The sequence below is a fragment of the Terrabacter sp. RAF57 genome (assembly GCF_052113925.1).
Taxonomy (GTDB): Bacteria; Actinomycetota; Actinomycetes; order Actinomycetales; family Dermatophilaceae; genus Terrabacter.
The window spans coordinates 149,240-162,000 of record NZ_JBFRDT010000011.1; the positions used below are offsets into that span (position 1 = coordinate 149,240).

General features: G+C 70.5%; 8 protein-coding genes. 2 read left to right on the forward strand and 6 right to left on the reverse strand.

Annotated features, from left to right (window positions below):
* Positions 1 to 9: 9 nt before the first annotated feature.
* A complete protein-coding gene (locus AB4Y83_RS13980; RefSeq protein ID WP_442297248.1) occupies positions 10 to 1,569 on the reverse strand; it encodes a glycosyltransferase family 2 protein in 1,560 nt (519 codons plus the stop codon).
* A 217-nt stretch (positions 1,570 to 1,786) separates the two neighbouring features.
* On the opposite strand from AB4Y83_RS13980, the gene AB4Y83_RS13985 reads away from it, so the two are divergent.
* Positions 1,787 to 3,883 (forward strand): acyltransferase family protein, encoded by a 2,097-nt coding sequence (locus tag AB4Y83_RS13985; protein ID WP_442297249.1) that lies wholly within the window; start codon positions 1,787 to 1,789, stop codon positions 3,881 to 3,883.
* A gap of 56 nt (positions 3,884 to 3,939) precedes the next feature.
* Here the strand turns inward: AB4Y83_RS13985 and AB4Y83_RS13990 are convergent, their stop codons facing one another.
* Genes AB4Y83_RS13990 through AB4Y83_RS14000 form a run of 3 tightly spaced genes read right to left on the reverse strand, consistent with a single transcriptional unit; the run spans position 3,940 to position 6,901 of the window.
* Positions 3,940 to 5,448 (reverse strand): DUF6056 family protein, encoded by a 1,509-nt coding sequence (locus AB4Y83_RS13990; protein ID WP_442297250.1) that lies wholly within the window; start codon positions 5,446 to 5,448, stop codon positions 3,940 to 3,942.
* Positions 5,445 to 5,876: a GtrA family protein gene (locus AB4Y83_RS13995; protein WP_442273882.1), complete on the reverse strand. Its 432-nt coding sequence runs from the start codon at positions 5,874 to 5,876 to the stop codon at positions 5,445 to 5,447. The genes AB4Y83_RS13990 and AB4Y83_RS13995 overlap by 4 nt, the downstream gene beginning before the upstream one ends.
* Positions 5,877 to 5,881: 5 nt before the next feature.
* Complete coding sequence (locus AB4Y83_RS14000; RefSeq protein WP_442273883.1) at positions 5,882 to 6,901, reverse strand: glycosyltransferase family 2 protein; 1,020 nt, start codon at positions 6,899 to 6,901, stop codon at positions 5,882 to 5,884.
* A 141-nt stretch (positions 6,902 to 7,042) separates the two neighbouring features.
* Between AB4Y83_RS14000 and AB4Y83_RS14005 the strand changes: the two genes are divergently transcribed.
* Positions 7,043 to 8,728, forward strand: a complete 1,686-nt coding sequence (locus AB4Y83_RS14005) for a GMC oxidoreductase (protein WP_442297251.1) — start codon at positions 7,043 to 7,045, stop codon at positions 8,726 to 8,728.
* A gap of 456 nt (positions 8,729 to 9,184) precedes the next feature.
* Here AB4Y83_RS14005 and AB4Y83_RS14010 read toward each other — a convergent pair whose 3' ends face one another.
* Both AB4Y83_RS14010 and AB4Y83_RS14015 read right to left on the reverse strand, forming a co-directional pair.
* Positions 9,185 to 10,960 (reverse strand): ABC transporter ATP-binding protein, encoded by a 1,776-nt coding sequence (locus AB4Y83_RS14010; protein ID WP_442273885.1) that lies wholly within the window; start codon positions 10,958 to 10,960, stop codon positions 9,185 to 9,187.
* Positions 10,960 to 12,672, reverse strand: a complete 1,713-nt coding sequence (locus AB4Y83_RS14015) for an ABC transporter ATP-binding protein (RefSeq protein WP_442297252.1) — start codon at positions 12,670 to 12,672, stop codon at positions 10,960 to 10,962. Before AB4Y83_RS14015 ends, AB4Y83_RS14010 begins: the two co-directional genes overlap by 1 nt.
* Positions 12,673 to 12,761 lie beyond the last annotated feature (89 nt).

The following is a 12,761-nucleotide window of genomic DNA, read 5'->3' on the forward strand; positions in this document are numbered from 1 at the left end:
GCCGCGGGCTCAGCCGGCGTCGCCGGCCGGGCCCGCACGGTCGCTGGACGGCCGGAGCGACAGGTTGCCGTTGCGCGTGCGGTAGGCCTCGATGCCGTCGAGCGACGGGAGTCCGACGGTCGTGGGCAGCTCGACGGGGTGTGGCTTGCGGGTCCGCACCGGGAGCCGGCTGCGCAGCGCACCCACGACGTCGACCCTGACGTCCCATGCAGTGGCAGGTGTCGCGGCCGCGCCGCGTGACGGCAGCTCGAGGACCGCGTCGAAGGCGCCGTCGCGGCGCAGCCGTGCGACGGCCGAGGACAGGCGTGCGCTGCTGTCACGATCGACGAGCGAGACGGCGAGACGCGCGTGCGCACCGATGGCGCCGTCCCCGTCGACGACCGTGCCGGAGAGGTGCAGGGCGCCCTGCACCACGTGCACCTCGCGACAGGTGGCCGTCCAGATGCGGCCTCGCCGGGCATGCTCCGTCGCGACGACCGACGTCAGGTCGTGGTCGGCAGACGCTTCGCCCGCGGGTCGGTACGGCCACCACCACCGGTCGGCGCGCAACGCGAGCGGGCGGTCGACGTGGAGGCGGCGGTAGGCGAAGAGGCAGGCGGCCACGGCGCTCTCGGAGCTGCCGTCGACGAGCTCGCGGACCGCGAGGCGGTAGGGCTGGTCGAGACCCTCACGCAGCTCGGTGGGCAGCTCGGTGAGGTAGTCCCGCACCGCTGCGAGGAAGGCCGTCCGGTAGTCGGCGTCCCGGGAGTCCAGGTCCTTGCCGTAGAGCGACAGGTCGTGTCGGACGAACTTGTCGAGCTTGGCCGACGCGAGGTCCGGCCGGCCGGTCAACTGGACGTCGATGGCCCGGTTGGCGGCGAGGCGGTCGTGGACGTTGGCGATCTCGTGGCGTCGCGCGGTGATCGACTCCTCGCCCGCGACGTTGTTGACGTACCAGTGGTAGACGACCTCGTCGAGGGTCGCGACCCGTCGCGCCGTCGACCAGAGCGCCACGGTGAAGGGCTGGTCCTCGTAGAGGATGCCCTCCGGGAAGCGGATCGCCTCCTCGTCGAGCAGCGCCCGCCGCATGACCTTCGCGACGGCGATGGTGTCCTGCCACAGGGGTGAGCCGGGCGACAGCGGGTCGACCGGCCCCGTGGTGTAGCCGGTCGCCGGAAGCGGTGTGACGCGGTCGGTCCGCTCGTTGTAGCGGGCCACGGCGCCGGCCGCGACGTCGGCGTCCTGGGCGACCGCGGCCTCGAGGAGCCGGCGCAGGGAACCCGCGACGTACGTGTCGTCACTGTCGACGAAGGCCACCCAGTCCCCGCGGGCCTCGTCGAGGCCGAGGTTGCGCGGCGCCCCCGGGGCGCCGTCGTTGACGCCACGGTGCACGACGCGTACGCGATCGTCCTCGGCGGCCAGCCGGTCGGCGACGGCGCCGGTGTCGTCGGTCGAGCCGTCGTCGACGACGAGGACCTCGACGTCGGGTCCCTCGCACGCGGCGAGGGCCGACCCGACGGCCCTCGGGAGCCGTGCGGCGTCGTTGTGGACATTGCAGATGACGGTCAGCAGGGGAGCGGCGGAGGGCACGCAGGTTCTCTTCCGGTCGAGGAGGGTCGGCCCATCCTATGGGCCGTTGTCTGAGCGGAGCCTGTGCTCGCGAGCGCCCCACGAGCCCGGCGAATCGGTCTCCGGCAGGTTCGTGCGTTAGTTTGTCTGGGTCATTTCGCGGTGGGCAGGGGCACAGCCCGCACAGGAGTACCAGCAATCCGGAGTAGATCCCTTGGCACTGCCCGAAAGACCGAGTGTGGCGATCGTCGGCGACGCCGAGGACGTCGTCACCAGCCCCCGAGAGATCCTCGCTCAGGTCGCGCAACCGCGCAGGGACATCCAGGCGCTGCGCGCCGTCGCAGTCGCGCTCGTCGTGGTCTACCACTCCTGGCCGCAGCGCCTCACCGGAGGCTACGTCGGGGTCGACGTCTTCCTCGTGATCTCCGGCTTCCTCATCACGCTCCACCTCCTCGAACGTCCGATCCGTAGCGCCGAAGATCTCTTCTCCTTCTGGTCTCGTCGCATCCGACGGCTCATCCCAGCGGCCACCCTCGTGCTCGTGACGACGCTCGCGGCGAGCATCGTCTGGCTTCCCCAGACGGTCCATGAGCGGGTGGCGAAGGAGGTCCTCGCCTCGGCGTTCTACGTCGAGAACTGGTTGCTCGCCCTGACCTCGACCGACTATCTCGCGACCGACCAGCTGCAGTCGCCGACCCAGCACTACTGGTCGCTGTCGGTGGAGGAGCAGTTCTACATCGTCTGGCCAGTGCTCATCGGCCTGGCCCTGCTCGTATGCCGTCGCCGCGGGCTCTCGTTCCGCTTCCCACCGCTGCTGGTGATCGGCGTCGTCAGCCTCGTGTCCCTTGCCTTCTCGGCCTGGTTCACCCGCGAGGATGCCGGTCAGGCCTACTTCGTCACCACGACCCGGGTGTGGGAGCTCGGGGTCGGGGCGGCGGTCGCTGCGGCGGTCCACGCCGGCCTTCGCGCCCGGGGCGCCGTCGTCCGCTCCCTGCTCGTCTGGGGAGGCCTGGCCGCCATTCTGTGGTCCGCCGTGGCGTTCACCGTTGAGACCTCCTTTCCGGGTGTCGCGGCACTGGTGCCCACGTTGGGAGCTGCGGCAGTCATCGCGGCAAGGTCCGACGACCTCCGAACTGGTCCACGGCGGCTCTGGTCCGGGCGTCACGTCCAGTGGCTCGGCGACGTCTCGTACTCGGTCTACCTGTGGCACTGGCCCGCGATCGTGATCGCGCCGTTCGTGCTCGACGAGGACGACATGCGGGCGTGGCAAAAGTGCGTCCTGATCGCCGGTGTGCTCTGCCTGTCGGGCCTGTCGAAACGCTGGGTCGAGGAGCCGTTCCGCCTCGCGCCGAAGCTGACTCAGAGCGTCAGGCGCTCCTTCGTGCTGCTCGGGGCCTGCCTCGCGCTCTCGGCCGGCCTCGCGGGCCTCGCCCTGTGGCACGCCCAGCGGGTCACTGAGTCTGCCGCGACCGTCGTCGTCGACCCTTCGGCGAGGTGCGTGGGTGCAGACTTCTTCCGCACCGCTGCCTGCGCCACCCGCGACATGCCATTGCTGACCTCGCCGGTCGCGGCTGCCAAGGACAAACCCGAGGTCTACTCCGACGGCTGCTGGAACGAACGCCCGTTCACCCGACGAAAGGTGTGCGGCTACGGCCCACGCTCGACCCCCGTGCGGATCGCCCTGTACGGCAACTCGCACGCGGGTGCCTGGTTTCCCCCGCTGCACAGCCTGGCCCGCGAACGCGGATGGCGGATCGACACCTACCTCACCTCCGAGTGCTACTCGGTAGACGTGCCCATCTCCTTCAACCCGCCCGAGATCGGGGCGAACTGCCAAGCGTGGAACGACTGGACTCGTCAGCGCATCAACTCGGGCGGCTACGACCTCGTGGTCATGTCGGACCGTACGCTCCAACCGCTGGTCGGTGTGCCCGCCAACCGTAAGACGGTGGTGGCGCAGCAGGCCTACCGACGTGTGCTCGAGGGCTTCGTTCGCCAAGGCCTGCGGGTGCTCGTCATTCGCGACACCCCCGACGCGGGAGGAAATGTGCCGGACTGCGTGGCCCGCTACGCGGACGACCTCACGCGGTGCGGAATCGACGTGGACAAGGGCCTCGAACCCGACCCTCTGACCTCAGCAGCACTCCAGGGTGGGTTTCCAGCAGGAGCGGTGAGCACCCTGGATGCCACCAGCCTGCTGTGCAAGTCCGGCAGGTGTCCCGCCGTCGTCGGGGGTCTGATCACGTACTTCGATCACGGGCACATGACGACGCAGTACTCCATGACGCTCTACCCCGAGGTGGCCTCAGCGGTGACGAGGGCATTGCGTCCCTGACCCCAGGAGGAACGCCTGAGCGGCGGCCGACATGCACGGTGTGCACGCCCTGGCGACTACTTGACGGTGATCGCCAGGGACGCCGGCAGGTCGTAGAAGAGCTTGTAGCGCGTCTCCCACGGCTCGAAGTCGGGGTCGGGGGCATGGACCCACCGCCCGCCGTACGGTAGGTGCCTGAGCACGACGCGCGACGCGCCATCCGCCACGGCCGTCCGAGCGGTCGCCTGTCGCGCCGCGGAGGCTTCGTCGATGCGGTGGTAGATCTCGTAGCGGACGACGAAGGCCGTGACCCCGATGACCGCCGCAGCGGCGACGAGGATGTAGGCCGAGGCCCGAGCGGGGACGCGGCCCAGGTGTCGCAGGCCGACGCGTGCGAGCACGGCGACCGCCACGAGGAGAAGGACGTACGAGGGAACGAAGCACCTGGGCCCGAGCGGCTTCACCACCAGGAGCGGCGCGATGAGGAGGACGAAGCCAATGGTGACGAACAGCAGGAGCCGCCGGTCCTCGTGGTCCTCCACGGTGACCATGGCACACGCCATCGTCACGAGCACGAGCACCAGACTGGCGATTCCTCCCGACGTAAGAGCGGACGCGTCGTGTGGCACCCACCACACGACGAGGACAGCGGCCAAGAGGGCGACCACGCCGATGGCGCCGAAGAAGAGTCGGGCGGTGGCCCGGCTCGCGTGAGTCGCTCGGCGTGCCGCCACCAGGCCCAGCAGACCCAACAGGACGACGTTGAGTGCGGTGTTGAGAGCGACGCCGTATGTCCCGATGATCGTGTCGAGCGAGGTGAGCATCTGCTCCGTTCGGCTCCCGCCCTGCGACCCGATCTTCTGGTAGCCATCCGCGCCTGAGAAGGCGCGACGATACGCGCCGTTCGAGAACATGGCGGCGGCCCCGAGCACCGCGCCCACGAAGAGGCACCACAGGGACGCCCCGACGCCTCGACGCGTGACGACCGACCAGAGGACGCACCCACCCGTGACGGCGACGACGAGGATCGTCACGTGCTCGATGAAGAGCTGGCCGACGAAGGCGAGCAGGAAGAGCGCGACACCCCGCAGGACGGGGTGAGTGGGGCGGTTGGAGGTCCGCGTCAGCGCAGACCGGAGGGCCACCATGACGCCCAGCATGGAAAGCGTCGCGAGCATGTAGTTGCTGAAACCCGAGGTCCAGACGATGCCCTGGCGCCAGACGTCGACAGGGGTCGCGAGCAGGAGCGCATAGACGAGCACGTATCCGGTGAGCGTCCGGAAACGAGCGAGGTGCAGGACGAGGAAGGCGGCCGCTGCCACCGCCAGGGCCATCGTCACCGCCATCGCGGCACTCGACCTCGTGAGGACGAGGACGGCGAGGTTGCCGGCGTAGCGGCCGTTGTAGTCGGCGAAGAAGGTCGACAGCCGGTCGACGCCGATCTGCGAGCCCCAGGCCCAGTCGTCCCCGCTGTAGGGGAACAGGTCGGCCAGCACGCCGAAGGTCACGACGATGACGGCCAGGACCGCGACCTCGAGCAGCCGCGGCAGCCGCTCCGCCGGCCCGCGCCAGACGATCGGGTTCACCTGGTCGTTCCGACCACGGCGCCGTCCGCCGACGCTTCGACGTCACTGAACGGGTCGCGGTCACGCATGAGATGGCTTCCTAGCAGGTACGAGAACGGGATGGCGCAGATCCCCGCGATCAGAGGCGCGAGCCGCACGTTGACGTGAAGCAGCTCGACGAGCCCCACGACCCCCACCGAGGTGAAGAGGATGTTCGGGAGGTTGGAGAGCGGGAAGAGCAGGTATCTCTTCCACGTCGGCCTGACGTGGTAGGTGAATCGACAGTTCATGAGGAAGGAGAAACTGATGGAGACGAACCAGCCCACGACGTGGGCGACGAGGTATGGGGCGACCTGGACGAGGAGCAGGTAGATGCCGTAGTAGACCCCCGTGTTGAGCACTCCGACCAGCGCGAACCGCATCAGGGGACGGAAGTGCTCGTCGATCATCGCCCTCATGTCGACGTGTGGCCGGTCTCGGCCAGGTCGACGACCTCGGGCTCCTCATCGAGCGACCCGTCGAACGCGTGTGGCGCGATCTGGGGGCTCGCCATGGACCCTTGGCTGTCGTAGGAGAGCAGGAAGATCGGGCGTCGTTTGGTCTCGTTGAAGATCCGGCCGACATACTCTCCGATGATCCCGAGCGTCAGCAGCTGGACCCCGCCCATGAGAGAGCTGATCGCGATGGTCGTCACGTAACCTGGGGTGTCGACGCCGTTGATGAGGGCCGCCAGGAGAATCCACATCGAGTATGCGACGGTGATGCAGATGACGATCACGCCCATCCAGATGGCCAGACGGAGCGGTCTGCTGTTGAACGACAGCACACCTTCGATCGCGTAGTTGAACAGCGAGCGCATGGTCCACGTCGACCCGTCACGAGAGCTCGCGACGTCGTCGTACTTGATCTCCATCTGGGAGAAGCCCACCCACGCGAACATGCCCTTGGAGAAGCGGTGCACCTCACCGAGCTGGAGCAGGGCGTCCACGCAGCGGCGGCTGATGAGACGGAAGTCCCCGGCGCCGTCGGTCAGGCGGACCTCCATGAGGCCGTTGACCAGGCGGTAGTAGAGGCGGGACACGCTCTTGCGGACGACCTTCTCCTGGCCTCGCGTGCGTCGGGCGACGACTTGGTCCCAGCCCCGACGTCCGTAGTCGAGCATCGCCGGGATGAGCTCCGGCGGATGCTGGAGGTCGGCGTCCATGATGATGACGAACCGTCCGCGCGCCGCCTGCAACCCGGCGTACATAGCCGCTTCCTTGCCGAAGTTGCGGCTCAGGCCCAACGCTCGCACCCGTGGGTCCGAGGTCGCCATCGATCCCGCGAGCAGGCGCGTGTCGTCGCGGCTGCCGTCGTCGACGAGCAGGATCTCCCAGGAGCCGACCCGGTCGGACAACTCGTTGACGAGGGCCGAGTAGAGGGCTTCGAGGGTCGCCTCCTCGTTGTAGCAGGGGACCACGATGGACAGTTCCACGGCGCGGTCCGACGACTCAGTTCTCCCCTCCACGGGAGGCCACTCTACACGCGGCCGACCACGGGCCCGGACACTCGCCAAGCCGTCGCAAGGAACTTACTCTCGGTAGCCTAGGGTGTTCGGACCGTTAGCCTGACGTCCATGAAGACCGTCCACGACCACGACCACGACCACGACGTCGTCGTCATCGGGTCCGGCTTCGGCGGGTCCGTGGCCGCGCTGCGTCTCGCCGAGAAGGGCTACGGCGTCCACGTCTACGAGGCGGGCCGCCGCTTCGAGGACGACGACTTCGCCCGGACGAGCTGGGACGTGCGCCGCTACCTCTGGGCACCGCGCCTCGGCCTCTTCGGGGTCCAGCGCATCCACCGACTGCCCGACTGCCTCGTCCTCGCGGGCGCCGGCGTCGGTGGTGGGTCGCTCAACTACGCCAACACCCTCTACGTGCCGCCGGCGCCGTTCTTCCGCGACCGCCAGTGGGGGCACATCACCGACTGGCAGGCCGAGCTCGCGCCGCACTACGCGACGGCCCAGCGCATGCTCGGGGTGACCGTCAACCCGTGCCACGGCCCGGTCGAGCAGTTGATGCGCGACACGGCCACCGACCTCGGTGTCGGCGAGACGTTCCGCAAGACCCCGGTCGGCGTCTTCTTCGGCGAGCCGGGCAAGCGCGTCCCCGACCCCTACTTCGGCGGTGAGGGGCCGGCCCGCACCGGGTGCACGGAGTGCGGCAACTGCATGGTCGGGTGCCGCGTCGGTGCCAAGAACACCCTCGTCAAGAACTACCTCGCGCTCGCCGAGCGACGCGGTGTCAGCATCGAGCCGCTGCGCACGGTGACCCGGGTGCGGCCGCTCGACCCGGCCGCGCCGGAGCAGGGGTATGCCGTCACGACCGTCCGCAGCGGGTCGTGGGGTCGGCGTCGGGCGGGGGAGCGCACCGTCACGGCCGGCCAGGTCGTCGTCGCGGCAGGGGCGTGGGGCACGGCCCAGCTGCTCCAGGCCATGAAGGCCGAGCCCGAGGGGCGGGGGCTGCCGCGCCTGTCGGACACGCTCGGGGAGCTGACCCGCACGAACTCGGAGGCCCTGGGTGGGGCGATGACGGCGCGGGTGCCCGACGGCGTCGACCTGACGCGAGGCGTGGCGATCACGTCGAGCTTCCACGTCAACGACACGACGCACGTCGAGAACTGCCGCTACGGCAAGGGGTCCAACCTCATGGGAGCGCTCGCCGTCATGCAGGTCGACGGCGGCGGACGCGTCCCCCGCTGGGTGCGTTTCGCCGGCACCGTCGCGCGCCATCCGTGGGTCTTCGCCCGGTCGCTGTCGAGCCGGCGCTGGAGCGAGCGCACCGTCATCGCCCTCGTCATGCAGAGCAGCGACAACTCGATCAAGGTGCGCCGCCGGCGCGGCCTCCTCGGGTGGCACCTGACCTCGACGCAGGGCCACGGCGAACCCAACCCAACCTACATCCCCGAGGGCAACGAGGCCGTGCGCGCCATGGCGGCGCGGCTCGAGCGCACGACGGGGGAGCGGGCCTGGCCCGGGTCGTCGGTCGGCGAGGTCCTCGACATCCCGATGACGGCGCACTTCCTCGGCGGGGCGGTCATCTCGGACTCGCCGGAGCACGGGGTCGTCGACCCGTACCAGCGGGTGTGGGGCTACCCCGGCCTGCACGTGCTCGACGGATCGGCCGTCTCGGCGAACCTCGGGGTCAACCCGAGCCTGACCATCACGGCGCAGGCCGAGCGGGCCGTGTCGCTGTGGCCCGTGCGCGGCGAGGCCGACCGGCGCCCGGCCCAGGGCGAGGCCTACCGACTCGTCGACGCCTGAGCGCGTCCGGGCTGTCGGGCCGCGACCCTGCTGACGGGCCGCGACCCTGCTGGGTGCGGTCGACGGTGCCCTGACCCCCGCAGGTGCACACACGACCGGACGACCCCAGCGAGTGCCGCTCCTGCTCTTCTCGGCCGTCACCGGGAGCCTGTGGTGCCCCTGACCGGTCGGGTCGGGCGCACCCGGCCGGGAGATGAGGGAGGGTGAGGCCGTCACCCCTCAGAGACGGCCCCACCCGACGGTGCGGGCTAGCAACCGGTCGAGAAACAGCCCGGCACCGCGCTGACAACGACGCAGGCCGAGGGGGGTTACGGCTTCTGTCGTTTATTTGCGGAAGTTGTCGAGACCGCTTCCCGGACGCAGTGACGACGGGGCCACTCGACGTGGTCGTCGAGTGGCCCCGTCGTCATGCGGTGCCGCCTGGTGCGGTCTGGTGCCGGCTCGTCCCAGCGGCTGTCAGCGGGCGGGCTGCGGCTCGTCGCGCCATGAGCGCCACAGGGCGGCATACGCCCCGTCGGCCTCGAGCAGCTCGTCGTGCGAGCCGATCTCGCTGATCCGTCCGTCCTCGACGACGCACACGCGGTCGGCGTCGTGCGCGGTCATGAGCCGGTGCGCGATGGCGACCACGGTGCGGCCGTCGACGACCGCGGCGAGCGATCGTTCGAGGTGGCGGGCTGCACGCGGGTCGAGCAGCGAGGTCGCCTCGTCGAGGACCAGTGTGTGGGGGTCGGCGAGGACGAGCCGTGCGAGGGCGAGCTGCTGCGCCTGCGGTTCGGTGAGCCGGTGGCCACCGGAGCCGACGACGGTGTCGAGCCCGTCGGGCAGCTCGAGCGCCCAGCTGCGCGCGTCGACGGCCGCGAGGGCCTCGAGCAGCTGCTCGCGCGAGGCCTCGGGGCGGGCGAGACGCAGGTTGTCCTCGAGCGAGCCGACGAAGACGTGGTGCTCCTGCGTCACGAGCGCGACCTGGCCGCGCAGCTGGGCGAGCTCGAGGTCGACGAGGCGGACCCCGCCGACGTCGACGCGGCCCTGGCGCGGGCCGTCGATCCCGGCCATGAGCCGCCCGAGCGTCGACTTGCCTGCTCCGGAGGGACCGACGATGGCGAGGCGCTCGCCGGGCTGGAGGTCGAGCGAGACGCCACGCAGCACGTCACGACCCGCGCGGTAGGAGTAGTGGACGTCCTCGACCTCGAGGTGGTCGTCCTCCGGCTCCTCGCCCGTCGCGGCGCGGTCGGCCGGGACGTCGGCGATGCCGATGACGCGGGCGAGCGAGGTCGCACCGACCTGAATCTCGTCGAGCCACGAGATGAGCTCGTCGAGCGGCCCGGCCATCTGCTGGACGTAGAGGGCCACCGCCGTGACGGTGCCGGCCGTCGCGACGTCGCGCGAGATGAGGTAGCCGCCCCAGAGGAGGGTGACGGCGACGGGAGCGAAGAAGGCGAACTCGACGGAGGGGAACCACCGCATCCGCAGCTTCAGCGTGTAGAGCTCGGCGTCATAGCAGTCGTGCAGGGCGTCGTCCATGCGCTGCCGCCGGCGGCTGCGCAGGCCGAGGGCGTCGACGGTGCGGGCGCCGTCGGCCGACTCGGTGACGACACCGTTGAGCACGGCGTACGTCGCGCGCTCGCGCAGGTAGCCGTCGGGCGCGTACCGCAGGTAGCGGCGCGTCGAGAGCACGAGGATCGGCACGCCGACGACGATGGCGAGCGCCACCTGCCAGCCGGTGAGGAAGGCCGCGACGACCGTGATCGTCGTCGTGACGGCGCCGACGAAGATCGACGGGATGCCGAAGCGGATGACGTGCGAGAGTGCCTCGACGTCGTTCGTCGTGCGCGAGACGAGGTCGCCGGTGCCGGCGCGCTCGACGGTCGACAGGGGGAGCTCGACGACGCGCCCCATGAACTGCTCGCGCAGCTCGGCGAAGATCGTCTCGCCCATGACGAACGAGGCGCGCCGGGCGAACCACGTGACGACGGTCTGGACGACGACAGCGCCGGCGATCCAGAGGGCGAGCCGGTTGACGACCTCGAGCGACCGGCCGTGGCTGATCTCGTCGACGAGCAGGCCGATGACGCGGGGCGCCACGAGGGCGGCGCACGCGGCGACGGCATGCAGGCCGATGACCGTGAGCAGGCTGCCGCGGTGGCGGCGGAGCAGGCCGCGGGTGTGGTCCTTGACCGAGTCCATGTCGGCCACGGGAAGGGTGCGCGTGGACGGCGCTGGTGTCAGCGACATCAGTCCTCCTCTCCTCGGACGACGGTGCGTCGGTAGGCGGGTTCGTCGGCCATGAGACGACCGTGGGTGCCGGATGCGGCGACCTTGCCCTCGCGCAGGAAGACGACGTGGTCGGCCTGGTCGAGGATGAGCGGGCTGGCCGACATGACGACCGTCGTGCGTCCGGCGCGCGCCGCGGTGAGGCGACCGGCGATGCGGGCCTCGGTGTGGGCGTCGACGGCGCTCGTCGGCTCGACGAGCACGAGGGTGTCGGCCTGGGTGAGGAGGGCGCGGGTCAGGGCGAGCCGCTGGCGCTGGCCGCCGGAGAAGGCCCGGCCGCGCTCCTCGACCTCGTTGTCGAGGCCGCCGGGCAGCGCCTCGAGCACGTCGTCGCCGCTCGCCACCGACAGGGCGTCGAGGATCGAGGCGTCGTCGTGGTCACCCCACGGGTCGAGCTCGTCGCGCAGCGTGCCGGTGAAGAGGCGGGGGTCGGTCTCGGACACGACGACCCGGCGGCGCACCTCGGCCAGCGAGGCGTCGGCGAGGCGCGTGCCGTCGAGCCGAACGTCCGTCTCTCCGACACCGAAGCGGCCGAGTCGGTCGGCGAGGGCCGCGGACTCCTCCGGGCGCGCAGACACCACGACGGTGAACCGGCCGGGCTCGATGGTGACGCCGCTGCGCGGGTCGTAGAGGCGGGCGGGCCCGGTGGGCAGCGGCTGGGCGTCCGGCGTCTCGACGTGGTCGGGCTGGATGCGCAGGATCTTCGTCAGCTTGCGGGCACCGATGTGGGCGCGGGTCGCCCGGTCGACCATCTCGGTCGCCGTGCGGAGCGGGATGACGAGGAAGGCGGTGTAGCCGTAGAAGGCGACGAGCTGCCCGGCCGTGATCTCGCCGGCGATGGCGAAGCGTGCCCCGAGCCACACGACGACGAGGACGAAGAGCCCGGGCAGCAGCACCTGTGCGGCGTCGAGCGCTGCCTGGTAGCCGGCCACCCGGTTGCCCACCTGGCGCACGGACTGCGACTGGACGGCATACCTGCTCAGGAACGTGTGCTCGCCGCCGATGCCGCGCAGCACCCGCAGCCCGGCGACGGTGTCGGCGCCGAGCCCGATGAGCTTGCCGGACTCCTCGCGCTGGGCGAGCTGGCGCGCCTGGAGCGGGCGGACGATGAAGGTGAGGCAGGCGACGAGCACCGGGACGCCGATGAGGACGACGAGGCCGAGTGGGGTCGAGGCGCCGAGCAGGATGAGCGCGACGACGACGTAGGACACGACGGCGCCGGCGAATCGGGCTGACACGTCGTAGAGCCCACCGATGCGCATCGCGTCGGAGCTGACCGTCGCGACGACGTCGCCGGTCGGGACCGAGCGCGACAGGGCCTCACCGGTGTCAGCCGCCTTGTGACCGATGAGCTGGGCCGAGCGGAAGGCGCCCTGCATCCAGTTGGCGACGGCGTACTTGTGCCGCATCGCGCCGGACAGGGCGCTGATGGTCACGAGACCGATGAGGATGCCGCACCACTGCAGGAGTGAGCCTGGGTCGCCACCGATGATGCCCTCGTCGATGGCCTTGCCCATCGCGGCGGGGAAGAGTGCCTGGCTGACGAGCCACACGATGCCGAAGGCGATGGCGACGACGAGGGTGCGCCACTGGCCCTTGCCGACCCAGCGGAGGTAGGCCGTCGGGCTGGTCAGGTCGGGAGTGCCGGGGTCGGCGTGGGGCAGCGAGATCACTTGGTTCATCGTACGTTCGGCGCGGGTATGCCTCATGCCATTTTTCGTCACGGTCACGGGGCCGACCGTAGGAGCTCAAGCATGCTTGA

What these genes read in the sequence shown, in the direction of transcription:
- AB4Y83_RS13995 (WP_442273882.1), bottom strand. Translation starts at nt 5,876, where the DNA reads ATGATCGACGAGCACTTCCGTCCCCTGATGCGGTTCGCGCTGGTCGGA.
- AB4Y83_RS14005 (WP_442297251.1), top strand. Translation starts at nt 7,043, where the DNA reads ATGAAGACCGTCCACGACCACGACCACGACCACGACGTCGTCGTCATC.
- AB4Y83_RS14010 (WP_442273885.1), bottom strand. Translation starts at nt 10,960, where the DNA reads ATGTCGCTGACACCAGCGCCGTCCACGCGCACCCTTCCCGTGGCCGAC.